General features: G+C 29.1%; 17 protein-coding genes, 4 tRNA genes and 1 pseudogene. 8 read left to right on the plus strand and 14 right to left on the minus strand.

What is annotated here, in order from left to right:
* Positions 1 to 97 precede the first annotated feature (97 nt).
* Complete coding sequence (locus tag ACN5J4_RS03970; protein WP_418650869.1) at positions 98 to 2,182, plus strand: OmpA family protein; 2,085 nt, start codon at positions 98 to 100, stop codon at positions 2,180 to 2,182.
* 548 nt (positions 2,183 to 2,730) lie between these two features.
* Here the strand turns inward: ACN5J4_RS03970 and ACN5J4_RS03975 are convergent.
* The 9 genes from ACN5J4_RS03975 to ACN5J4_RS04015 all read right to left on the minus strand — a co-directional run bounded on the left by ACN5J4_RS03975 (position 2,731) and on the right by ACN5J4_RS04015 (position 10,272).
* A complete protein-coding gene (locus tag ACN5J4_RS03975) occupies positions 2,731 to 4,176 on the minus strand; it encodes a DUF389 domain-containing protein (RefSeq protein WP_418650870.1) in 1,446 nt (481 codons plus the stop codon).
* Between the two features lie 110 nt (positions 4,177 to 4,286).
* On the minus strand, positions 4,287 to 5,405 hold the full coding sequence (locus ACN5J4_RS03980) for a C1 family peptidase (RefSeq protein WP_418650871.1): 1,119 nt from the start codon (positions 5,403 to 5,405) through the stop codon (positions 4,287 to 4,289).
* Between the two features lie 64 nt (positions 5,406 to 5,469).
* Entirely contained in the window at positions 5,470 to 7,866 is a 2,397-nt protein-coding gene (locus ACN5J4_RS03985; RefSeq protein ID WP_418650872.1) for a TonB-dependent receptor, read from the minus strand.
* A 115-nt stretch (positions 7,867 to 7,981) separates the two neighbouring features.
* A tRNA-Tyr gene (locus ACN5J4_RS03990) sits at positions 7,982 to 8,064 on the minus strand.
* A gap of 49 nt (positions 8,065 to 8,113) precedes the next feature.
* Positions 8,114 to 8,186 (minus strand) — tRNA-Lys (locus ACN5J4_RS03995).
* A gap of 239 nt (positions 8,187 to 8,425) precedes the next feature.
* Positions 8,426 to 8,508, minus strand: a tRNA-Tyr gene (locus ACN5J4_RS04000).
* A gap of 52 nt (positions 8,509 to 8,560) precedes the next feature.
* A tRNA-Lys gene (locus tag ACN5J4_RS04005) sits at positions 8,561 to 8,633 on the minus strand.
* A 133-nt stretch (positions 8,634 to 8,766) separates the two neighbouring features.
* Positions 8,767 to 9,531, minus strand: coding sequence for an ABC transporter ATP-binding protein (locus ACN5J4_RS04010; RefSeq protein ID WP_418650873.1), 765 nt, complete (start codon positions 9,529 to 9,531; stop codon positions 8,767 to 8,769).
* A complete protein-coding gene (locus ACN5J4_RS04015; protein ID WP_418650874.1) occupies positions 9,532 to 10,272 on the minus strand; it encodes an MlaE family ABC transporter permease in 741 nt (246 codons plus the stop codon).
* A 114-nt stretch (positions 10,273 to 10,386) separates the two neighbouring features.
* Between ACN5J4_RS04015 and pafA the strand changes: the two genes are divergently transcribed.
* On the plus strand, positions 10,387 to 12,024 hold the full coding sequence (gene pafA, locus ACN5J4_RS04020) for an alkaline phosphatase PafA (RefSeq protein WP_418650875.1): 1,638 nt from the start codon (positions 10,387 to 10,389) through the stop codon (positions 12,022 to 12,024).
* A gap of 29 nt (positions 12,025 to 12,053) precedes the next feature.
* Here pafA and ACN5J4_RS04025 read toward each other — a convergent pair whose 3' ends face one another.
* Positions 12,054 to 12,881 carry a GIN domain-containing protein gene (locus ACN5J4_RS04025; RefSeq protein ID WP_418650876.1) on the minus strand — a complete coding sequence of 276 codons (828 nt, stop codon included), beginning with the start codon at positions 12,879 to 12,881 and terminating at the stop codon, positions 12,054 to 12,056.
* Between the two features lie 252 nt (positions 12,882 to 13,133).
* On the opposite strand from ACN5J4_RS04025, the gene ACN5J4_RS04030 reads away from it, so the two are divergent.
* The gene (locus ACN5J4_RS04030) at positions 13,134 to 14,993 is read left to right on the plus strand and encodes a cystathionine beta-synthase (RefSeq protein WP_418650877.1); all 1,860 of its coding nucleotides are present in this window, start codon (positions 13,134 to 13,136) and stop codon (positions 14,991 to 14,993) included.
* 136 nt (positions 14,994 to 15,129) lie between these two features.
* Here the strand turns inward: ACN5J4_RS04030 and ACN5J4_RS04035 are convergent, their stop codons facing one another.
* Entirely contained in the window at positions 15,130 to 15,945 is an 816-nt protein-coding gene (locus ACN5J4_RS04035) for a DUF1338 domain-containing protein (RefSeq protein WP_418650878.1), read from the minus strand.
* Positions 15,946 to 16,099: 154 nt separating this feature from the next.
* Here ACN5J4_RS04035 and ACN5J4_RS04040 point away from each other — a divergent pair, with 154 nt between their 5' ends.
* Both ACN5J4_RS04040 and ACN5J4_RS04045 read left to right on the plus strand, forming a co-directional pair.
* Complete coding sequence (locus ACN5J4_RS04040) at positions 16,100 to 16,558, plus strand: Lrp/AsnC family transcriptional regulator (protein ID WP_418650879.1); 459 nt, start codon at positions 16,100 to 16,102, stop codon at positions 16,556 to 16,558.
* A 7-nt stretch (positions 16,559 to 16,565) separates the two neighbouring features.
* A complete protein-coding gene (locus tag ACN5J4_RS04045; RefSeq protein ID WP_418650880.1) occupies positions 16,566 to 19,475 on the plus strand; it encodes an FAD-binding and (Fe-S)-binding domain-containing protein in 2,910 nt (969 codons plus the stop codon).
* Positions 19,476 to 19,579: 104 nt separating this feature from the next.
* Here ACN5J4_RS04045 and ACN5J4_RS04050 read toward each other — a convergent pair whose 3' ends face one another.
* From ACN5J4_RS04050 to ACN5J4_RS04060, 3 genes are all read right to left on the minus strand, one after another.
* Entirely contained in the window at positions 19,580 to 20,443 is an 864-nt protein-coding gene (locus ACN5J4_RS04050) for an OmpA/MotB family protein (protein ID WP_418650881.1), read from the minus strand.
* Positions 20,444 to 20,512: 69 nt separating this feature from the next.
* The gene (gene ctlX, locus ACN5J4_RS04055) at positions 20,513 to 21,442 is read right to left on the minus strand and encodes a citrulline utilization hydrolase CtlX (protein ID WP_418650882.1); all 930 of its coding nucleotides are present in this window, start codon (positions 21,440 to 21,442) and stop codon (positions 20,513 to 20,515) included.
* A gap of 41 nt (positions 21,443 to 21,483) precedes the next feature.
* Positions 21,484 to 22,524: a flavin-containing monooxygenase gene (locus tag ACN5J4_RS04060; protein WP_418650883.1), complete on the minus strand. Its 1,041-nt coding sequence runs from the start codon at positions 22,522 to 22,524 to the stop codon at positions 21,484 to 21,486.
* A gap of 270 nt (positions 22,525 to 22,794) precedes the next feature.
* Between ACN5J4_RS04060 and ACN5J4_RS04065 the strand changes: the two are divergent.
* The 3 genes and pseudogenes from ACN5J4_RS04065 to ACN5J4_RS04075 all read left to right on the plus strand — a co-directional run.
* A pseudogene (locus ACN5J4_RS04065) lies at positions 22,795 to 22,901 on the plus strand (type II toxin-antitoxin system HigB family toxin); the annotation flags it as partial.
* Positions 22,902 to 22,916: 15 nt separating this feature from the next.
* Entirely contained in the window at positions 22,917 to 23,075 is a 159-nt protein-coding gene (locus ACN5J4_RS04070) for a hypothetical protein (RefSeq protein ID WP_418650884.1), read from the plus strand.
* A gap of 544 nt (positions 23,076 to 23,619) precedes the next feature.
* Positions 23,620 to 24,291: a DUF2490 domain-containing protein gene (locus tag ACN5J4_RS04075; protein ID WP_418650885.1), complete on the plus strand. Its 672-nt coding sequence runs from the start codon at positions 23,620 to 23,622 to the stop codon at positions 24,289 to 24,291.
* Positions 24,292 to 24,458 lie beyond the last annotated feature (167 nt).

The following is a 24,458-nucleotide window of genomic DNA, read 5'->3' on the forward strand; positions in this document are numbered from 1 at the left end:
CATCGTATAAAAACACTTATATTTGTTTGTATGTGACTTTCATTTCTTTTGTGTGTCACATAACAAAACTAAGTAACCATAAAAAATTTTATCTATTATGAAAAAATTACTATTAACAAGTGCCTTACTGGCATTTTATTTTACAGCATCGGCTCAAGATTTGCCCACTAATGCAGAACCCGGAAAATGTTATGTCCGCTGTAAAACTCCTGAAGTATGGAAAAACCAAGACGTAACAATAGAAATTGCTCCTGCATATAAAAGAATTGTTACACATCCTGCAGAATATAAAGCTGTAACGGAACGTGTTTTAGTTAACGAAGGAAGCCAAAAACTAGTTATTGTACCTGCTAAATATGAATCTCAATCATATTCAATTGTAAGTAAAGAAGCTAGCCAACGTATTGAAAGAGCTTTATCTAAACCGTCTACTGCTGCTGAAACTGTAGTTACTAAAGAAGCATCTCAACGTTTAGAAGTTATTCCTGCTCAATATGAAATGCGTGATGTTACTGTAGTTGTTAAAGAAGCTACTCAACGTTTAGAGATTATACCTGCTAAATATGAAACAAAAGATGTTGTTGTTGTTACTAAAGAAGCTAGCCAACGTTTAGTTAAAGTACCTGCTACTTCAAGTGTAGTTTCAGAAACTATAGTTGTTAAAGAAGCATCTCAACGTTTAGAAGTTATTCCTGCTCAATATGAAATGCGCGATGTTGTTGTTACTGTTAAAGAAGCTTCACAACGTATTGAAGTAGTACCTGCTAAATATGAAATGCGTGATGTTACTGTAGTGGTAAAAGAAGCGTCTCAACGTTTGGAAGTTATACCTGCTGTTTATGGAACAGAAACTATTTCTTACAAGAAAAGAGATTTTGGTTCTAAACTAAGTGTAATTCCAGCTTCATTTAGCAGTGACAGTGAAACTATTGAAGTTAAAGCAAAATCTGCTAGATGGCAGATGAGTGAAAAAGCTCCTGATTGTGAATCTTCTGACCCTAACGACTGTCGTTACTGGTGTTATGTAGAGGTACCTGCACAGTACCAAACAATTAATAAAACTATTTTAAGTAGAGATGCTGAAACTGTATCAAAGCCTGAATGTAATGAAAGTACTTCTCCAAACGGATGTGGAAATGCAGTTTATACTAAAAGAGTTGTAAAAACTCCTCCTAGTACAAGAGTTATTGAAATTCCTGAGGTAACTAAAATTGTTAAGAAAAGAGTAATGGTTACTCCTCCATCAACTAGAACTATTGATGTTCCTGCTGTTACTAAAATAATTAAGAAGAGAGTAATGACAACACCTCCTTCAACTAGAGTTATTGCTATTCCTGAAGTAACTCAGACTATAAAAAGAACTGTAATTACACCAGAATCAACAAGAGTTGTTGAAATTCCTGAAGTAACAAAAATTGTTAAGAAAACAGTAATGGTTACTCCTCCATCAACTAGAACTATTGATATTCCTGAAGTAACAAAAGTTATTAAGAAAAGAGTAATGGTTACTCCTCCTACAACTAAAGTTATTACTATTCCTGAAGTAACTACGACTATAACAAGAGTAATACCTGCTGTTACCACAACTAAAGTTATAGATATTCCAGAAGTAACTACTACATTAAAGAAAACTGTAATGGTAACTCCTCCTACAGCTACGGAAGTTAAAGGAACCCCAGTATATAGTACTTTAAAGAAAACTGTTTTAGTGAAAGATGCATGGAAAGAAGAAATTCCTGTTGCTCCTAAATATAAATCTATAACTAAAGAAGTATTAGTATCTAAAGGAGGATTAACTTCTTGGAAAGAAGTAGAGTGTAAATTAATTGAAAATACTCCATTACCAATTAACTGGAACTTAGGTAGTGCTACTTTAACACCTGGTGCTAAACGACTTATAGACAGTAGATTATTACCGATTTTAAAAACGGGTGTAGCTGCTGCTGTTGAATCTCATACTGATTCTAGAGGTAGTAAGGTAAATAACCAATCTTTATCAGAAAGAAGAGCTCGTTCAGTTGTAAATTATTTAATTTCTAAAGGAGTTAATGCTAGTCAATTAACAGCTAACGGTTATGGTGAAAATAAGTTAACTAACAGATGTGCTGATGGTGTTTCTTGTACAGAACGTGAGCATGCTGCAAATCGTAGAACTACTTTTAGAGTAATTAATCAAAAATAATTTTTGAACAAGATACTATTAGTATTTAATAAAAAAACCGAGCTTTTGCTCGGTTTTTTACTTTTATAAAAATACGTTTTCACATTACTTTCAATTTAAAAATTACATTATAAATTTATGTGTTAAATAATTAAAGTTTAATTACCTTAATAATAAGCCTGTTACACGATCAAACTTACTAAATAATTTATCAAATAACACTTTATTAAACTTCAGATAATTTAAAGACTAATATCCTCATTGAAATAAAATAAACAACTCTTTAAATAATTTATAATAAAATATCTATTTGTATAATTTCATACTTTATAGAGTATCAAAAATTTGGTTGAACTAAACCAATAAAAATAAATTCCTTTGAGCTATCAAGCTTGTTTAAAAAATAGTAAATAAACTCGATAAAATGATTTATAGTAAAAACTTCTTAGCTTCATTATTTTACTTTACATCTAAAAAAATTATGTTTCTTTTAAAAAAAATAAAACCTCTATAAAAAAGAGAAATATTTATCTTTCTTATAGAGGTTTTTATTTTATAACTAATCATCCTTATTTAATTAATACAATATCAAGTTTTAGTTCTTTTTGAATCCAATCTTTAAGTTCTTTTTCTTTCTTTTTAACTATTGAATCTGCTAGTTTTTTATTCCATATTACAGCTAGTTCAGGTATGGTATCTATTTTTATAAAATCATTAGAAGATAATTTTTTAGAAAAACTAATTCCTTCAATATCATTAAACCTAATTTTAGCCTCCTTAGCAATTTTACTAAAAGGAATACTATTTTTATCTCTTGTCAGTGCATCCTGCTCAATACTATTATTTAAACTAGAAATAGTAGTTTTTAAATCTTCAATTTCTTTTTGAAGTCCTTTTATAATATTATCTTTTTGATCTAAATCTACAATAGCCCTATCATAAGCATCTACTACCCTATCTACACTTCGTGCTTTATTTTCGTTTATAAACAGTTGATAATCGTCTAATTTAGGATATGATTTTAACTCATTTCTTAAAAAAGTTTCAGTTGCATCAGTTACATCACCATTAAAAAATAAACTTATTTTTTTGTTTTTTTTATCAATATTTTCTCTTTGTAACCACAAATCTTGATTTGCTAAAATTTCATCTTTCAAAAATTTATCATAATTTGCGGTAACTACACTTTCTTTATAAACATTTATAAAAGTAAACATTGCAGGCACCATTACTAAAAAAGCTACAAATGATGCTAAACGTGCTATTCTTTTTCTTTTTTCAGAATTAACGTAACGAATCATTGTAAACCCTAAAACTTTTAAAACTACAAAAGTAGCTAAGGCTATAAAAATAGTATTGATGGTAAACAAATACATAGCACCAAAGAAATAGTCGAAATTTCCTATAGCTAAACCATATCCTGCTGTACACAAAGGAGGCATTAAAGCTGTAGCAATTGCAACTCCAAATATTACGGATGCTATGGTTCCTTTTTTGGTTCGTGCTATAATCAAAGCTAATCCTCCAAAAAACGCAATTAGTACATCACGAATGTCTGGTTTTACCCTTCCTAACAACTCTGAAGTTTCTTCTTTTAATGGAAATAAAAAAAAGAATAAAAATGCTGTTAACAAACTTAACACAATCATAATAGCTAAGTTTATCATTGATTTTTTTAAAGTATCAATATCATTAATTGCTAACGACATACCTATACCTAAAATAGGTCCCATTAAAGGTGATATTAACATGGCTCCAATTACAACTGCTGTTGAGTTAGCATTTAAACCAATTGATGCTACAAATATTGAACATATTAAAATCCATGCTGTAGCTCCTTTAAAAGGGATATCAACTTTTATAGCCTCTATAGTTGCTTCTTGATCTGTATCTTCACGAAAATCTAGTAATTCTACAAGAAATTTTTTAGTGCTATCCCATAATCCTTTTGCATCTTCTTGAATAGCCTGTTTAGATTGTGCTACATTTTCATCTTTACTTATCTTTTCCTCCATTTAAATTAATTATTAAGAACTTCGGAAAGATACAAAATTCTTGATTATTGAATAAAACAAAAAAGCTTGAAGAATACTCTTCAAGCTTTAAATTAAACTTTATAAAAAATTTATTTTTTAATATTTAGTTTTGTTTTTAAAGTATTAGAAATAGCATCTTTATGTACTAATACTGATATTGTTTTTAATTTAAAATAAGACATAGACATATATATGTAGCCGTTATTTCCTTTATTAGCTCCCCATGAATTTTTTACTTTAAAATATTTATTTCCTTTTTGATCTTTTACAATACCAACAATATGCATTAAATGATCATCTGTTGTATTAAAATTTTCAAATTCCGATTGACGAAAACCAGAAGATATATTCTTTTCTTTTATAATTTCCTTCATCCCTTTTTCAACATCTGTAGTACTAGCTGGTATAAAAGCTATACCATTTTTTGATGAAAACGTTTTCTCTGAAACATCGCAATCTAATTCTATTGTATACCCATTTTGAATAGCTTTTTCTGTTACCAAAACCAACTCATCTAATGACACGTTATAAAAAGAACCGTTTGAAAAATTATCAGGAATATTTAAAATAAATTTATCATACATTTTTGCATGCTCAAAAGAGGTAATGCTTACATAATTTGATGGACTTATTTTTACATATTCTGCAAAGCTTTTTGGGGTATATTTTTTTCCTTCAAAAATAAAATCTTTTTTATGTTTACCTAAATATACATCTAAAATACTTTGAGTTGCTTTTTTCCACTTCGAACTTAATTCACCTGCAGGATTTTTAATATAAGTGTCTAGCATAGCTTTTAAAACAGCAACTAACTCAGCATGGTCATGTTTATTTTGCCCTATATCTAACCCTGAAAAAACTTGCTCAGGAACTAATCCATAATTAGCTACTGAATTTATAACATCATGCCCTAAACCACCTTCACTAAATTGTGCTTTTCCTTTACGGTATAAATAGTTTGTTGCTTTATCTGAATAGGTATTACGCACACTATACATTTCTGATAAGTCTATGTTTTTACCTGTTAAACGTATAATTTCTGACTCTAAAAATGATGTAGTTGAAAAACTCCAACAAGTACCTGTATTACCTTGACTTTTAATTTGACTACTTTCAATGTCTTTTACCGTTTTAAACTGATATTTTTGAGCTGTTACTGAACCTATACTCAAAAAAGTAAAAAAGGCTCCTATAAACAAATTTTTCATGTGTAGTGTTTTTATTTAATCAGCAATTTACCGTTTTTATAACAATTTTAAAAGTTAAAATCTTCTAAAAATCTACAATTACACCTATTCTTGGTAAAGCTCTACCTGAGGTACTTTCTATTTCTTCTAAAACATATCTACTTGAGTCATTCGAATCTGTAATTCTTCCATTTACATCCTCTATAGGTAGTAAAAAAGGATTTTGTTTAGAACTGCTTGCATATACGTTTTGAATATCAATATATAAGTTAATTGATGCTTTCTTTAAAAACCAAGTTTTATCTACTCTTGCGTCTAACTGGGTATATGTATTAAAACGTTGATTATTTAATTTTGTATAATCTAAAACACCACCATTTACAACATCATAATTTGATTTTAATGAAGATGCATTTTCATCATAAGGCGTATATGGCCTACCTCCTACTAAACGAAATTTAGCACCTACTTCCCAGTTTTTTTTTAATTTTTTACCTGCTGTTATGGTTAAAAGATGTTTATTGTCCCATGTTGATGGTATATAATTTCCTGTAGCATTTTTAAACTCACTCCTTACAAAGGTGTATGAAGCAATTCCATACAAACCATTATATGATTTTTTTTGCGCTAACAATTCTATTCCATATGCCCTTCCTTCTGAATTTGAAACAACTTCCTCATTACCAACAACACCAAAATCAACACCTAAATTAGCTAAACTTATTTGGTTTCTTACCGAAAAAGGATAGTTACTATAAGCTTTATAAAACCCTTCAAAAGTTATTTTTGAACTTGTATTAGGCTTGTATGATAAACCACTTACAAAATGATCTGACTGTATATATTTTAACCCTTTTTTATTTACAAACTCACCTTCGTTGTTTTTAAATCCTAAAACAGTATAAGATGGTAATTGATAGTAACTTCCTATAGATGAATTTAATGATATTTTATTACTTAAACGATAACTAAAAGAAAGTCTAGGTGAAAATTGATTTAATTGATTTTTCATTTCCTCATTATAATCAACTCCATCTATTCTAAATCCAAAAGATACTCCTAATTTATTATTTAAATATTCTCTAGATACATTTCCAAATATTCCATACTTAATAAAATTTATTTTTGAACTAAACACATCTTCAAAAACACCTTGAGAATTAGCTACTTTTCTATAAGTATCATTTAAGTAACTGGCTAATTCTAAATTGGTACCTAAATTAAACTTATAACCATTAGTAATAAAGGTATTTTCATATCGAAATTTTGTTTCTGCTTCTTTTGAATTATAATCTAATAATAAATTAGATGGCTTTTTTTGGTTTAAAAAATATTTTTTCGCCTCGTTTTTAAGTTCATTTCTACTTAAAACAAATAAATGTCTAGCGTCATTTGCAAAATATTTATAACTAGCTCCAACAGTATAATTCCATTGGTTATTTACAGGAACGGTATTTAAAATTATTTTATTTCTTTTTAAAGTTTCTTCATTCGTTTCATTATCATTTACTGATTCATTTAATTTAAAGTTATCTATAGCTCCCAAAGCAATAATAGATAATTCACTATTTTTTGATAATTGTGACTTTACATTTAATTGAAAATCATTATAGGTTGGTAAAAAAGGTAATTTAATTAACTTAAATAAAAACTGTAAATATGATTGACGAACAGATAACATAAACGTAGTATTATCTCCTAAAGGTCCATCTAAAGTAATACCTGCATCTGATGTTCCTAAAGTAGCTCTTGTTTTAAGCGCTGTTGGATTTCCTCTTTTTTGAGTAAATTCAATAACCGAACTTAATGTATTTCCTCTATTAGCAGGAAAAGCACTTGAGTAAAAATCAACTTTACGAATTAAATCAGCATTCATTATTCCTACAGGACCTCCTGTAGCTCCTTGTGTTTGAAAATGATTTATTACAGGAACTTCAATACCATCTAAATAAAATTTATTTTCAGATGTTGCACCTCCTCTAATTATAATATCATTTCTAAACCCTGGGTTTGAGGCAACCCCTGGAAATGATTGAATAACTTTTAAAATATCTCTATTTCCTCCAGGATTTTTTTCTATTTCTGCAACCCCTAACGATTGTAATGATAGGGGGCTTTCTATAGATTTTTTAAATAAACTAGCTTTTATTTCTACTTCGTTTAAATTGGTCGCATTTTCTTTTAGTTCAATAGTTACAAAAGGAGCTTTATCTTTAGTTACTAAATATTCATCTGATACTAAAGTTTCATAACCAATTAAAGAAACTTGTAATTTATTATACCCTAGCGGAATATTTTTTATTGTAAAAAAACCTTTTTCATCTGACACTACACCTATAGTAGTACCGTAAACTAATATATTTACATAAGGAATAATAGCTCTAGTACTTACGTCAATTACTTTTCCTGAAACAACTCCTTGGTTTTGACCTACTGAAAAAAGGGATTGTAATAACACTATAAATAAAAATATCTTTCTCATAAATATAATAATTAATATTCAACGAAAATACAATTTGTTTAATACAAAAAACAAAAAGATAAACAAAATAACTTTCTAAAAATAAAAAAACCTCCATCGTTGTGATAGAGGTTTGTGGGGAGAGCAGGATTCGAACCTGCGAAGTCGTAAGACAACGGAGTTACAGTCCGTCCCAGTTGGCCGCTTTGGTATCTCCCCCAAAGCTATTGAAAAAATAAAAAGCTTTTCTAAATAAGAAAAGCTTTTGTGACCGGGCTGGGGCTCGAACCCAGGACCCTCTCCTTAAAAGGGAGATGCTCTACCAACTGAGCTACCAGGTCATTTTATTATTTTCTCGTTAGCGGTTGCAAATATACAAGTTATTTTTAATCTCGCAAAATTTTTGAATTAAAAAAGCAATAAAATTAGCAAAAAAAACTCAACAACCTCATTACATGTATATTAAATTATTATTATTTTACTGCATACATTTAAACATTACTTTTTTAAAATTACAGATTGCTTTTATACATAGTAATCGTATTAACAAAAAAACCTCCATCATAATGATGGAGGTTTGTGGGGAGAGCAGGATTCGAACCTGCGAAGTCGTAAGACAACGGAGTTACAGTCCGTCCCAGTTGGCCGCTTTGGTATCTCCCCAAAACTATTGCTAAAAAACAAAAGCTCCTCTAAATACAAGAGAAGCTTTTTGTGACCGGGCTGGGGCTCGAACCCAGGACCCTCTCCTTAAAAGGGAGATGCTCTACCAACTGAGCTACCAGGTCATTTATTGTTTTCTGCTTAGCGGTTGCAAATATACAAGGTATTTACTATTTCACAAACTTTTTAATCAAAAAAAAACATCTATTTTTAGGCATACAACATAGGATATTGTTTTACAATATTTTAACATTAAAATTATTTTTCTAATAAATAAGCTTCTCGTACTTTTTTAAATAAATTTGAAGAATAAACAAAATCTACGACTGCTTGATTATCTGTTTTAAAAATTTCTTTATGAGAACCTTCCCATGCTTTTATTCCGTTTTTTAGAAAAACAATTTTATCTCCTATTTCCATAACAGAATTCATATCATGTGTATTAATAACTGTTGTTATTTGATATTCGTCTGTAATTTCCTGAATTAAATTATCTATTACAATTGATGTTTGAGGGTCTAAGCCTGAATTAGGCTCATCACAAAATAAGTATTTCGGATTCATAACAATAGCTCTTGCAATAGCTACTCGTTTTTGCATACCTCCTGATAATTGAGCTGGAAATTTTTTATTTGAATTTTCTAAGTTTACGCGTTTTAAAACAAAGTTAACCCTATCAAGCATATCACTTTCAGATTGTTTTGTAAACATTTTTAAAGGAAACATTACATTTTCTTCTACGGTTTGAGAGTCAAATAAAGCACTTCCTTGAAAAACCATACCTAGTTCTTTACGAAAGTTTCTTTTATCATCCAATGTCATTTCCGTATTAACCCTTCCGTCATAAATCACTGTTCCTTTTTCAGGAACATGCAATCCTATTAATGATTTTAAAAAAACCGTTTTTCCAGAACCACTTTGTCCTATTATTAAACTGGTTTCTCCTGGCAAAAAAGTAGTTGTAATTCCTTTTAAAACTTCAATACCATTAAACCCTTTGTGTAAGTTATTTACTTCTATCATTTATGTTAATAACATTTGAGTTAATAAATAATTAGCTATCACAATAAGTACTGTTGTCCAAACCACAGCTTGAGTACTAGCTTTACCTACTTCTAATGAACCTCCTTTAACATAATAACCATGATAAGAAGGTACTGTGGCTATTAAAAAAGCAAAAATTAATGTTTTTATAATAGCATAAGTTAACAAGAATGGATCAAAATCCATCTGAATTCCTGTTATATAATCAACTCCTGAAAACAATCCCGAAAATACACCGGTAACCCATCCTCCAAAAATTCCTAAAAACATACCCAATACAATTAAAAAGGGATAAAAAAATACTGTAGCAATTATTTTGGGTAGTACTAAATAATTTAAAGAATTAATACCCATTACCTCTAAAGCATCTATTTGCTCTGTAACTCTCATAGAACCTATACTTGAAGTTATATATGACCCTACTTTTCCTGCTAAAATAATAGAACAAAATGTAGGAGCAAACTCTAGTATAATAGAACGTTTAGCTGCAAATCCTATTAATGATCTTGGTATAAAAGGACTTTCTAAATTTAAGGCTGTTTGTAATGCTATTACCCCTCCTATAAAAAAAGATATAAAAGCTATTATTCCTAATGATTTAAGACCTAACTCATCTATTTCTCTAAACAAAGCTTCTCTAAAAACACGTGCTCGTTGTGGTTTTTTAAAAACTTGTTTTAACATAAAAAAATACTTACCTATATGCTCAATGTAGTTCATTAAACTAATCTATTTTTCTTTTTGCTAAAGTATTAAAAAACCATTAACTCTAAGCTTTATTATCTATTTAGTATCTATTTGGCTACCTTTGAATTTATCTTTTTAAAAATCAGAATGAAAAAATTTATACCCTTAGCTTTTTTCGCTATAATTTGCTTGAGTAACTTTACTGTCAATAAAAAAAATATTAAAAAACCAAAATTAGTTGTAGGTATTGTTATAGATCAAATGCGCTATGACTACCTTACTCGTTTTGCAAGTAGGTACGGTAAAGGTGGTTTTAACCGATTACTAAACAAAGGATTTTCTCTTGAAAACACTCACTACAACTACATACCAACTTATACTGCTGTAGGGCATGCCTCTATTTATACAGGAACTACCCCTTTTAACCATGCTATTATTGGTAATAATTGGTACGATAAATTTTTAAAAGAAACTATTTATTGTGTAGATGACAACAATTATAAAACTATTGGAAATACTGGTAAAGGCGGAAAAAAATCGCCACATAAATTGTTAGCTACAACAATTGCAGATCAATTAAAGTTAGCACAAAATATGAACGGAAAAACAATTGGTATTGCTATTAAAGACCGTTCAGCAATTTTACCTGCTGGACATACTGCAAATGGTGTTTATTGGTTTGATGGCGGCAGTAAAGGAGATTGGATTACCTCTTCTTATTATATGGATAAACTTCCTAATTGGGTTCAAAAATTTAATACGGATAAAATAGCAGATACCTATTTAAGTAAACCATGGGAAACATTATATAATATAAATACTTATACCGAAAGTATTGCCGATAATAACAACTTTGAAGAACCTTTTAAAGGAGAATTAAAACCTGTATTTCCTCATAATATTCCTGAATTAAGAAGTAAAAACAAAAATTACAGTATTATAAAAGGAATTCCTGCTGGAAACACCTTAACTACCGATTTTGTTAAAGCAGCTGTTATTGGCGAAAACTTAGGGAAATCTAATTATACCGATTTTTTAACCATTAGTTATTCTTCTACCGATTATGTTGGACATCAATTTGGTGTTGCTTCTAAAGAAACTCAAGATACTTATTTACGTTTAGATAAAGATTTAGCATCTCTTTTTAAATTTTTAGACACTCAAATTGGTAAAGGGAATTACACCTTATTTTTAACTGCTGATCATGCTGCAGTACACGTACCTTCTTATTTGCAATCGGTTAAAATTCCTGCTAATTATTTTAGTTATAAAAAGTTTACTGAGTTTGTAAATAGTTTTACTAAAAAACATTTTAACTCTGATGCGCTAGTTGAAAACATTTCAAATTTTCAAATATTTTTAGACAAGAAAAAAATAGCAAAGTTAAAATTAAACACTAATAAAGTAGCTCAAAAAATAGCCGATGAAGTAATTAATTATAAAGGTATTTACAAATCAGTAACTGCTAAAACTTTACAAAACACTACTTTTAGTTCTGGTATTTTAAACTCATTACAAAACGGATATAATCAAAAATTTTCTGGTGACATAATGCTTGTTCCAACCCCTTCAACAATTAGCTACCCTAAAAAAGGATCAACTCATGGGTCAGGGTATTCATACGACACTCACGTTCCTCTTCTTTTTTATGGTAAAGGTATAAAAAAAGGCTCCTCTAAAAAAAAGTATGAAATTATAGACATAGCTCCTACTATTTCTAATTTACTCGAAATAGAATTTCCTAATGCCGCTACAGGAAAAATTATAACAGAAGTTTTAAAATAATAAAAAGGCACTCAATGAGTGCCTTTTTATTATTTTTTTATAATTTTTGATTTATCTCTAAGTCCTTTTAAGTTAAATTTAGGATCTCCATAAACATAAATAGTACTTTTTCCTTTAGCATAAATATCTAATTTTTTATCAACATAAATAAATACCTCTGAGCCATCAGAAGTATATAAATCTGCTGATGCTACTTTCATTTTTCGAGCATCTAATTCAGTTTCATCTTTTAAATTAAAATCTACTAAATCACAATTCCCCTCTAACTTTAGCTCTGCTGATTTAGTTAATGTAACAGTAGTTTTATCAGCTACCACACTTGCCTCTAAGTCACTTCTATCATTCATAATAATAGTTGTATTTGTAGATTTCCCTTTAAGCTTTCCTTTTGTATTTTTTTGCATTGTAACCACAATATCAGTAGCTTTAATATCAAAATCAAATTTACTTGAATCATAAGCATTTATACGTACTATAGAGCTTTCAATACTTCCTTCCCCTTCAACCTGAGCATCATTTTTTACTATAATATGTTCCAAATTTTTAAACATCAAACCTATTTCTAGTTTTTTACTGCTTGTAATTCTATTTATCGTATTTATTTTAAGAATACTATCAACAACCGTAAATCTTATAATATCTTGAAGGTTATTATCTGCGGTAATAGTATAACTATTTTTGCCCCCTTGTTTTATTGTTAACTCTAAAGCATCATCTACCTCAACAGCATTAAAACCTTTTGATATTGTTTTGGTTATTGTTGTTACATTTTTATCTCCTTTTATTTTTTCTTTTTTCTGAGAAAAACAAGTTAAATTAAAAATTAAAACGACTACCAATAAGTTTACTTTATTCATTTTCTATATATTTTATTAAAATTAGTATCTCTTTTATCTTTATTTAAGATTAAAAATATTTTTTCGCAAATTTAGCACTAATTAAATTATTTTCATCTTACACATATATTTTAAAACATTTCATTTATTATTTATTTAAACAAGTAGCTTTAACAACTAACACTTTTACTTATAAACATAACAATAGCTCAAAAATTCTTTTAAAACAAAACGGATTAATGTAACTTGTCCGCCTATATAAAGGCTATAATTATGGATACTAATAAAGTACTAAAATATATTAAAGAAGTGTTAACAAACATGCCTTCTGATTGGCTAAACCTAACAACACATCGATTAGATATTTATGACGAAAACTTAGCAAAAACGCAGTTTTTAAATCAATTTGAAAATTTATATAATAATAACAACTTTAAAGCAACTGCGCTATACCAATTACCTACGGCTTATGACTATATTCGCTTAGGACACCCATTATCATGCGTATTAGAGTGGACTATTGCTTCTTTAAACAAACTAAATTCAAACAACGTAATTAGCTTCTCTTCAAAAACAATTCCAGTTTTAAGTATTTTAAGAAAAAACTTATTAGAAAATAAAAATACTCAAATTATACACACAGGAGAACTACCTAAAAACCTTGATATCAAAACATTAAAAAATGTTTATGGATACCAATTTGAATTAAAAAAAATAACACAATTACCTAACACTACAAGTTTCGCTGATTTCCCAAAATTTAACGGAAGTACTATTTTTATTACTGAAAAAGATATCGTTTCGGATTTCAATCTAATTCCTAATATTGATTTTTACATTCATACAAACACACAATTAGGAAGTGTATTAGTTGTAAATGGCTCTAAAAATGATGATTATATTTCAGCAATTCAACATGTAAGACGTAGAGAAACTATTGCAATGACTCCTAAAAATTCGCTTATTGCTCTACAAAAATTCACAAAACAAATTGTTATTGATAATACAAAAGCTGTTGAAAAAGACAAAAAAACAGTTTTAGAAACCATTATAAAAATTACAGAGTCAAGCACAAAACCGCTAGTTGGTTCTAGCGGGTTATCAATGCAATATGCTATTATGATGGGACTTATTGATAATGCACAACAAAACCATCCATCAAAAACTATTAAATTTATTGTACCTCCAAATTGTTATGGAGGCACCAATGATCAAGCAAGACGTGTTGCTGCGTGTATTAAAAATGTAGAAGTAGTTGATTTACCTGTAGATAGAGATAATGAAATGGTACAAAGCTTAAATACTATTTTAAACGAAATTGCTGCAGATGATGCTATTCCGTATATTATTGCCGAAATACCAACAAACCCAAGAGTTGAAGTACCTAATCTTAAAGAATTAAGCAAGATTTTAAGCGCTGAACGCACCACAAAATTGAAAAAAAAGGCCATTGCTCCTGTTTTTATCTTAGACCAAACCTTTTGCCCAAACGTACACTTTTTAGGCGAAAATGATATTCTTTCAAGCGTTAAAGTAATTTCATATGTAAGTGGTTCTAAATTTCCTAGTGGCGGAAAATGTACCGCTGGTTATTGTGTTGGAAATGCAAAAACTCACACGTTAATTGAAAAAATTGAAACACATTTAATTATTTCTGATAACCAAGCAACCGATTATCAATATGAAGTATTAGCAAAACAATTGCCTTCGATGAATCAACGAATCGAAAATGCTTATAAAAATACCCGTAAATTTGTTACCTATATCAGTGAAAAATTACCAACAGCTAAAATAAATTTTGTTTCTGAAGAGTTAGCTTCGCAAGGATTTATGCCCTCTGTTTTTTCTTTAGATTTACCTACTAAAGGAAATACACCTCAAGAAAAAGAAACTTATAAAAGAGCCTTGAATTTAAAATTAATCAATTTAATGATTACTAAGATTCCGCAAGAAAGTAAATTTTGCGTAAGTTATGGGCAATTAAATGGCTGTTATTGGACAATTCCCGCAACATCAACCCAAGGAACAACCAAAGAAGGCGACAAGGATTATATTGTACGAGTTTCACTTTCTCCTACTATGGATGTAGAATTACACAAAAAAGTATTTTCAGAATTTGTTGAAATGCTATAAAAATTAATTCTCTATTTTTTTATTATTAAATAGAAAACCTTGCATCAAATTTTATATCAAAAATAATTTAAAAAATATAAAATAATGATGCAAGGTTTTTTTATGCTCTTAAAAAATTGTTATTTGTAAATAAATATTACAATTTCATATCGGTACTTTCGAAAATTTTATCAGCTGAACCTGCTATAAAACCAGAATATAATTTGCCATTTTCCATCGTATGACGGAACGCAAATTCATAATAACAAGACGTGATTTCTTTAGTAACTTCGGTTTTATTTTGTTTAAAAACTACAGGAATTCTATCCGCCAAAATACTTGACTGCTCTAAAAATACCGCTGGAGTTCCTTTAATTTCGCCACCAGAAGTATTCATTTTAAAGCCGTTATCTTTTAAAAACTCGTTCACTTCTTGTAACGATTTAAAAGTATCTAATTTATTTACATCTACCGTAAAGTGATTTGAACAAAATCCGTTTACATATAACCATGCTGCATATTCAGTTTCTGCTTGTAATTTTTCATAAACTTCAAAAGAAGGTTGTTCCCATAAACGACCTTTAAAAACTAATTCCGCAGGGTTTAAATCTTCTTCTGATAATCCATCTATTAAACGTTTTACAGTTGCTTGTAATTCCGCAGAAAACTCTTTTGTTTTTAACTGACTAATAAATACACGTGGTGCATTTTTATCCGTTTTATGCTCGTAATGTTTCGCATATAATTTTTTAGCTTCAAAAGTGTAATCACCACATTCTTGGTAACCAGCTTCTAAAAATGGCGTTGCTAATACTTCAATATTTACACGCTCATCATCAAAAGTTCTAAAAGCAACATGATCATTATAAACCGCATTACCTTTATCTGTAAATAAATTTTTAATTTTTTGTGCAGAAGGAGTACGTTCTGTGTACTCTTTCCATAACTTTTCAAATATTTGTGCTGTTGTCATATTTTGATAATTTTACTACAAATTAAATCATATTCCTTTTAATAAAAGTTAAAAATGATTAATTTTACACACTAACAAGTTATTTTATGGTAAAACATAAAAAAAATAAACTTTAAAAAACCAAAATAACATTTTTACAATCCAAAAACAGAAAATGAATAATCAATTTGATTATATAGATAAACAAATACTATTAAAGCTACGTTCAGATGCTAGAAAAGCCTACTCTCAAATAGCTGAAGAACTAAATGTTTCTAATTCTTTAATTCATCAACGCATAAAAAAACTAACTGCTGAAGGAGTTATAAAAAATGCTGAATTTATTTTAGAAGAAAATAAGTTAGGCTATAAAACAAAATCATACACAGGCATCCGTTTGCGAGAAGCACGTTTTGCAAAAGATGTTATGAAAGAATTAGAAAAAATACCCGAAATTACCGAATGTAACTTTGTTTCAGGAAATTACGCAATTTTTATTTTAATTTATGCCAGAGATAACGAACATTTACAAAAAGTTTTATACGATAATGTACATTTAATAAACGGTGTGGCAGGTACCGATACTTTTATTTGCTTTGACACTTGCTTTAAAAGAAATATTCCTATTGAATAACTGAAAGATGACAGAAAAAACACTATTATTAAATTTAGATAAAAGCTTAAAAGGAACTTTATTTTTTGATGATTTACATAAAACCTTATATGCTACAGATGCCTCTGTATATCGAAAAATTCCGTTAGCGGTTGCCTATCCGAAGGATTCAGAAGATATTAAAATACTAATTGATTTTGCTACCAAAAATAAAGTTACATTAATTCCTAGAACTGCGGGAACTTCATTAGCTGGGCAATGTGTTGGTGATGGAATTGTGGTAGATGTTTCAAAACATTTTACAAATATATTGGCTTTTGATGAGCAAAATAAAACAATCACCGTACAACCTGGAATTATTCGAGATGATTTAAATCGATTTTTAAAACCTTACGGATTATTTTTCGGTCCGAATACCTCAACATCAAACAGATGTATGATTGGTGGAATGGTTGGAAATAATTCATCAGGAAGTACCTCTATTCGTTACGGAGTTACTCGTGATAAAGTAATTTCTATCGAAGGAATTTTAGCTGATGGAAGCGATGTTCTTTTTTCAGAAATTACTTCGCAAGAGTTTCATCAGAAAAAAATAAATCAAACTTTAGAAGGAACTATTTATAAAACTATTTACAATGAACTTTCTCAAGAAGCAATTCAAAAAGAAATTATAAATGAATTTCCAAAACCAGAAATCCACAGAAGAAATACAGGATATGCTGTTGATGAATTTTTAAAATCCGATTTATTCGGAGGAAATGAAACAACTATAAATCCTGCAAAATTTTTATCAGGAAGTGAAGGAACGTTGGTTTTTTCGACAGAAATCACCATACAATTAAACGACTTACCTCCTACTTTTAGTATTATGGTTTGTCCGCATTTTACAAGTATCAACCAAAGTTTAAAAGCTACGGTTACCGTAATGAAACACAAATTGTATGCCTGTGAATTAATGGACAAAGTTATTTTAGATTGTACTAAAAACAACAGAGAACAAGCTAAAAATAGATTTTTTTTACAAGGCGACCCTGAGGCGGTTTTAATGTTAGAGGTTTCTTCGGATACTTTAGAAGATGCAGAAATTCAAGCTGATAAATTAATTGAAGACTTAAAAGCGAATAATTTTGGACATCATTATCCTAAAGTTTATGGTGATGATATAGCAAAAGTACACCACTTACGAAAAGCAGGTTTAGGTTTATTAGGTAATATTGTTGGCGATATGAAAGCCGTTGCTTGTATTGAAGATACAGCCGTTGCTTTAGAAGATTTGCCAGAATATATTGAAGAGTTTACTCAAATTATGGATAAATATCAGCAAGATGCCGTTTATTATGCGCATGCTGGTGCTGGAGAATTACATTTACGCCCGATTTTAAATCTGAAGAAAAAAGAAGATGTTGTTTTATTTCGAAAAATAACCACAGAAACTGCTGAGCTTGTAAAAAAATATAAAGGTTCGTTTAGTGGGGAACATGGTGACGGAATTGTACGTGCTGAATTTATTCCGTTAATGATTGGTGATAAAAATTATCAATTATTAAGAAGGATAAAAAAAGCGTTTGACCCTAATAATGTTTTTAATCAAGGAAAAATTACCGATGCTTTTCCGATGGATAAAAATTTACGTTATGATATTGACAGAAAAGAACCTGTTATAAAAACATTACAAGATTTTTCTGAAAGCGAAGGAATTTTAAAATTAGCTGAAAAATGTAATGGCTCGGGAGATTGTAGAAAATCGCCAGAAGCAGGCGGAACTTTATGTCCGAGTTACAGAGCTACTAGAAATGAAAAAGAAACAACTCGTGCAAGAGCTAATATGTTACGAGAAGTTTTAACAAATAATACTGCTAAAAATAAATTCGATTCTAAAGAATTAAAAGAAGTTTTAGATTTATGTTTAAGTTGTAAAGCTTGTGCTACAGAATGCCCAAGTAATGTTGATATCGCTTCGATGAAAGCGGAATTTTTATATCAATATCAAGAAACAAACGGTTATTCTTTTAGAAGTACTTTATTTGCGAATAACGCAAAATATAATAAACTAGGAAGTAAAATTCCTGCTATCACTAATTTTTTAACCAACACTTTATTAGCTAAAACAATAATGGGTGTTGCTACTCAGCGAACTGTTCCGAAGTTAGCTAAACAACCTTTATCGGCTTGGCTTAAAAATACACCTTCAAATATAAATAGCAAAACAGCTAAAAAAACGGTGTATTTATTTAACGATGAGTTCACTAATTTTTATGATGCTGAAATAGGAAAAGATGCAGTATTTGTGTTAGAAAAATTAGGCTACGAAATCAACAATATAACACACGAAGAAAGCGGAAGAAGTCATATTTCTAAAGGATTTTTAAACGAAGCAAAAACGCTAGCTAATAAAAATGTAGCTATTTTTAAAGAGTTAATATCCGAAGAAAACCCTTTAATAGGAATAGAACCTTCTGCAATTTTAACGTTTAGAGATGAATATATCCGTTTAGCTGATGATAAAATATCCGCTAAAAAAATCGCTAAAAATGTATTTACTTTTGAAGAATTTTTAGCTTCAGAACATCAAAAAGAAAATATAGATACAGCGTTATTTACAACAAATGCTAAAACACTAAAAATTCATGGACATTGCCATCAAAAAGCATTGTCATCAACGCATGCTAGTTTTTCAATTTTAAATATTCCTGAAAACTATAAAGTTACTATTTTAAATACAGGTTGTTGTGGAATGGCGGGTTCTTTTGGGTATGAAAAAGAACATTATAAAGTAAGTATGCAGGTTGGTGAAGATACGTTATTTCCTAAAATTAGAAATTGTGATACAGATACCGAAATTGTAGCTGCGGGTACAAGTTGTCGTCATCAAATTTATGATGGAACAAAACGAATTGCCAAACATCCTGTTACTATTTTAAGAGAAGCTTTGATTTAATTTTAAATCAAAAATAACAAAATAGGAAAATCTAAAAATAACAAAAGCTTTCGATTATAAATCGAAAGCTTTTGTCTAGAATACGTTATCTGTATTTTAAGGTATTATGGCTGAATTACTTCTTCTTCAGCTAATAAACCAAAAAACTTATCTAAGTTAGGTAAAATAACAATTTTTGTTCTTCTATTTCTAGCTCTGTTTGCACTTGTTTTATTATCTACTAGCGGTAAAGATGAACCTCTACCTGCTGCTATTAATCTGCTTGGATTAATACCATATTTATTTTCTAAAATACGTACTATAGAAGTAGCTCTTTTTACACTTAAATCCCAGTTATCTTTAATTACTTCGTTATGGATTCCTCTTGAATCGGTGTGTCCTTCAATCATAACATCCATACTTGGCTCCGATTTAATAATATCTGCTAATTTTTTAAGCGTACTATAAGCCTTACTATTTACATTATAACTTGCTGTTTTAAAAAGCATTTTATCTGAAATAGAAATCATCACAACTGTTTTGTCAATATTTACATTAACATCATCAGAATTTTCTAATTGTGCAACATTTATCGCTTTATTTAACTGATACGCAACTGCTAAATTCATCGAATCTTTTAATGTTTTTGCATTTGCTAGTTTGGTTGCGTCAACATTCGCTAAAGTTTTACGCATTTTTACTTTCATCGCATTAGACATTACAGTTCCTTCCACCATATCTAATTTTACATCATTTTTTTGTTTTAGATCAGAATTAATTCCTTTTAATGAATTGATTTTAGTATTATAACGATTTACTCTTTGCTCAATTTTAGCAAATTTAACTTCTAACTGTTGTTTTTCAAAAGCTGTTTTCTGGAGTGCTCCCTGAGTTGCTTTATAATTTTTTTCTAATTGAACATACTTTTTTTTAGAAACACAAGATGTTGCCAATATTACAACAGTGACTAAAAGGGAAAATTTTTTCATTACTTTTATATTTATTGGTTAGATACTAACAAACTTAACTTTTGATGGTTTAGTATAACAAATATTAATTTATTTTAAAAACACCTCAGCCATCATACAGCGGGCACTTCCACCACCACAGGCTTCAATAGTTTCTAGTGATGAATGAATAATTTTGGTATGTTTATTTATCTCTTGTAATTGATTATTTGTCAAAGAATTATAAGCCGATGAACTCATAATTAAAAAGCGTTCTTCATTTTTCCCTTTTACTTGTAGCATATTTCCTGCAAATTGCACTACTTGTTCTTCCGTTATTCCAATTACCTGTTTTCCGCTCGATTTTAAGTGTTTTACAACCGATTTTTTTTCTTTTTTATCATCAATAGACGCTAAACAAAGAATGGCAAAAGTTTCAGCAACGCACATCATTACGTTGGTATGATAAATCGCTGCAATTTCTCCGTTTACGGTTTGATTTGCTGTAAAAATTACGGGCGTATATTCAAAATCTTCACAAAATTCAATAAATAATTCTTCGTCAGCTCTTGGCGATAAAGCACAATATGCTTTTCTATTAGCACGATCTAAAACCATACTTCCCGTACCTTCTAAAAAAACCCCTTCTTTTTCGGCATCAGAATAATCAACAATACTATTTATTTTAAACCCTTTTTCTTCTAAAAGATCCAATATATCTTCTCGTTTTTCTAAACGTCTATTTTTGGCAAACATCGGATAAATTGCGACATCGCCATTTTCATGAAAAGAAATCCAATTATTAGGAAACAATGCATCTGGAGTATCTGTTGTTTTGGTATCCTCAACAACAATAACCTCAACTCCAACAGCTTTTAATTTTAGTACAAAAGCATCAAATTCTTGTTGTGCTTTTGCATTAATTGTGGCAGGTAACATATTTTTTAATTCTTGCTGATAAAAATTATTTACAGCGGTTTGCTCGTTCATTCTAAAACTCGCAGGGCGAATCATTAAAATAGTATTGGTCGTTTGTTGCATGCGCTTAAAAGTATTAAATTTAAAATGTACTTGTATAAAATTTATTTATTTCTGATGATATCCGCTAAATAATTAGCATCTTTTGATACGCCTCCTAAAGTAGCAGAACCACGCGTAAACATCCACGGTAATCCTATAAAATATAAACCATCAATGGTACTTACACCTCTATAATTTTTAGGATAACCATCTTTATCTAATTCTAGGCTTTCAATCCATGAAAAATTAGGGCGATATCCTGTTGCCCAAACAATATTTTTAATACTAGAAATCGTTTCTTTTTCAAAAGTAATATCAGTATTTGATGCTGTTTTTGTTCGTCCTACGGCAATTACATTTTTTCTTGAAAGTATTTCTTTCACATTCGTTCCGATAACAGGTTGTATTGATGAATTTATTTTTTTACCAATCCAGCTATATTTACTGTAACTTAAAAACCCGATAAGTGTAAACCACCACCAAAGTGTTTTTCCTAGAAATTGTTGTGGCAATGATTTTACGTTGGTATTTCCTGAAAAATAAACAGTTCTTGTTCCATCTTTAGAAATTTCATCTAAAATTTGATAGCCAGAATCTCCTGCTCCAACAACTAACGCATCTCCTTTTTGCAACTGATTTTTGCTTTTATAAAAGTTACTATGTATTTGTAAAACGCTTTCAGAAATTTTAGTATGACAAGGCGGTGTATATGGAATATGGAAAGGTCCTGTGGCAACAATTACATTTTTGGTTTGAATTTCGCCATCCTTATAAGCTACACAAAAACCTGTTTCACTTTTTTTTACCGATGTTACTAAGGTATCTAATTGTATCGGTATTTTAAATTCAGTAACATACTTTTTGAAATAATTACTAACATCGATTTTCGTCGGATAATATCCTTTTGGGGCATCAAATTTTAAACCTGGTAAATGATTGTATTCTGTTGGTGTAAATAACTTTAAAGAATCCCACCTATTTAACCAAGAAGCACCAACTTCTTTTTCACTATCTAAAACAATAAAATTTTTATCTAGCTTATTTAGATAATACGCTATTGACAATCCTGCTTGTGCTCCTCCAATAACTACATAATCAATCATACATTTTATTTTATTATTTCATTCAAAGGTAGTTAAAATAACAAGCGTGTTTTTAAAACATTATTTTAATAATAGTTACCCTTTATTAAAAAAAGATAAAAAGTTCGTATTATGAGAATATTTTATTTGTATTTGCAACAGATAATAAAATATGAAGCGAATAATAGCAAAAAAACTTTGCCTTAATTTTGGGAAAGACATGCGGAATCTGAACAATATTTAAAAACTTGGTACGAAGCTGCTAAAAATTCTAATTGGAATTCTCCAAATGAAGTTAAGGAAACTTATATTAATGCAACTATGTTAGACAATGGGCGTTTATTCGATTTATTGGAACTCATGCTGAATATGATAAAATTAACGCTGACACTATTTAATAAAAACATCGAATTATGAGCATTAAACCTATAAAAACAACACAAGATTACGACAAAGCTAGTGAAAGGCTTGAATTAATATTTGATGCAGAAGCTAATTCAAAAAAAGGAGATGAAGCTGAAATATTATCTTTATTAATTGAAAATCATGAAAATCAGCACTACGCTATTTAAGCGACCAACCCAATTGAAGCTATCAAAATTAGAATGGAAGAAATGAATCTTAAGCAAAAAGATTTAATTGGAGTAATTGGTGGAAAAAGTAGAGTATATGAAATATTAAATAAAAAAAACTAAAAGTAGAAATGATATGAGAATTAGAACGTCTTTTAAACATATCTGCTTCTGTATTAGTAAATAATTATAACCTTTTACGAACTAAAAAATAACAAAGGGTAACACTATTTTAGCAAAGAAAATTACAAAAAGTGCTATTAATATTTATAACAACCTTCGTCCACATTTAAGTCTCGATTTAAACACTCCAAAGAAGGTTCATATAAATCAAAATATCGACTATAAATCGTATCGAAGAAATAAAAAAAATCTGGAATTATTAACCTTATAAATTCAAAAAAAAGGTCAACCTATTTCAGGACAATACAGCTATTTAAAATAACTATGCAAATTTAATTTAAAGTAGTATTTTTGATATGAATTTATTTAACCTATATAACTACTTCACACATAGACTTAATTTTAATTTTTACTATTTATTATGAATAAATTTTTTATACTCTTTATCTTATTATGTTCTTTAAAAAGTATTGGTCAAAATAATTCTCAAAAAAAACCTGAAGATAAATTAGGTGTTTGGTATATGTATAACGGTTCACATCAATTTTCTACTAAATTTAGTTTAAAAACTATGGCACATTTTCGTTTTTATGAAATAGGTGATGACATACAACAATTTTTTAGTCGTTTAGGAGTAAATTACAAAATAAACCAAAATATAAATACTACTTTAGGATATGCATTTATAAATACAGATGCTACTTATAATATAGACCATGGAGACATCAATGAGCATCGTATTTATGAAGATTTTAACATAAAACACAAAATAAACACCTTAAAACTTACACACCGATTTAGAGCAGAACAACGTTTTTTTAATACTACGACTTCTCATTTTTTACGCTATCAAATAGTATTAAGCCATCCTTTAAATAATAAATGGGAAACGTATTTATATAATGAAATATTTTTTGATTTTAATGGGCAAGCATATAACCAAAATTGGTTAGGAACAGGTTTTAAGTACAAAATTTCAAAAGCTATGAAACTAAAATTAGCATATCAACTTATTTCCGTAAATCAAGGTGTAAACTTTAATCGAATACTTTTAGGTATTACTATTAACACAAACCATCTCAAAAACAAATAACAACTACCTAAAGCTATTTCCCACTTTTCGCTCTCGCTCTTTGCATGGAGCTCAAACAAAAACTACAATCTAGGTTAAAACTATTTACTATTTGTACATCTTATACTAAAAAGTTTTTTTTATTTTAATAGTATACTTAAATACCTAATTTATTAAAATAAAACTGC

The sequence above is a fragment of the Tenacibaculum aestuariivivum genome, from assembly GCF_964507685.1.
Taxonomy (GTDB): Bacteria; Bacteroidota; Bacteroidia; order Flavobacteriales; family Flavobacteriaceae; genus Polaribacter; species Polaribacter aestuariivivum.

Bases quoted from the DNA above. Each gene is read 5' to 3' on its own strand.
- ACN5J4_RS03970 (WP_418650869.1), top strand. From the start codon at position 98: ATGAAAAAATTACTATTAACAAGTGCCTTACTGGCATTTTATTTTACA.
- ACN5J4_RS03975 (WP_418650870.1), bottom strand. From the start codon at position 4,176: ATGGAGGAAAAGATAAGTAAAGATGAAAATGTAGCACAATCTAAACAG.
- ACN5J4_RS03980 (WP_418650871.1), bottom strand. From the start codon at position 5,405: ATGAAAAATTTGTTTATAGGAGCCTTTTTTACTTTTTTGAGTATAGGT.
- ACN5J4_RS03985 (WP_418650872.1), bottom strand. From the start codon at position 7,866: ATGAGAAAGATATTTTTATTTATAGTGTTATTACAATCCCTTTTTTCA.
- ACN5J4_RS04010 (WP_418650873.1), bottom strand. From the start codon at position 9,531: ATGATAGAAGTAAATAACTTACACAAAGGGTTTAATGGTATTGAAGTT.
- ACN5J4_RS04015 (WP_418650874.1), bottom strand. From the start codon at position 10,272: ATGAACTACATTGAGCATATAGGTAAGTATTTTTTTATGTTAAAACAA.
- pafA (WP_418650875.1), top strand. From the start codon at position 10,387: ATGAAAAAATTTATACCCTTAGCTTTTTTCGCTATAATTTGCTTGAGT.
- ACN5J4_RS04025 (WP_418650876.1), bottom strand. From the start codon at position 12,881: ATGAATAAAGTAAACTTATTGGTAGTCGTTTTAATTTTTAATTTAACT.
- ACN5J4_RS04030 (WP_418650877.1), top strand. From the start codon at position 13,134: ATGGATACTAATAAAGTACTAAAATATATTAAAGAAGTGTTAACAAAC.
- ACN5J4_RS04035 (WP_418650878.1), bottom strand. From the start codon at position 15,945: ATGACAACAGCACAAATATTTGAAAAGTTATGGAAAGAGTACACAGAA.
- ACN5J4_RS04040 (WP_418650879.1), top strand. From the start codon at position 16,100: ATGAATAATCAATTTGATTATATAGATAAACAAATACTATTAAAGCTA.
- ACN5J4_RS04045 (WP_418650880.1), top strand. From the start codon at position 16,566: ATGACAGAAAAAACACTATTATTAAATTTAGATAAAAGCTTAAAAGGA.
- ACN5J4_RS04050 (WP_418650881.1), bottom strand. From the start codon at position 20,443: ATGAAAAAATTTTCCCTTTTAGTCACTGTTGTAATATTGGCAACATCT.
- ctlX (WP_418650882.1), bottom strand. From the start codon at position 21,442: ATGCAACAAACGACCAATACTATTTTAATGATTCGCCCTGCGAGTTTT.
- ACN5J4_RS04060 (WP_418650883.1), bottom strand. From the start codon at position 22,524: ATGATTGATTATGTAGTTATTGGAGGAGCACAAGCAGGATTGTCAATA.
- ACN5J4_RS04070 (WP_418650884.1), top strand. From the start codon at position 22,917: ATGAGCATTAAACCTATAAAAACAACACAAGATTACGACAAAGCTAGT.
- ACN5J4_RS04075 (WP_418650885.1), top strand. From the start codon at position 23,620: ATGAATAAATTTTTTATACTCTTTATCTTATTATGTTCTTTAAAAAGT.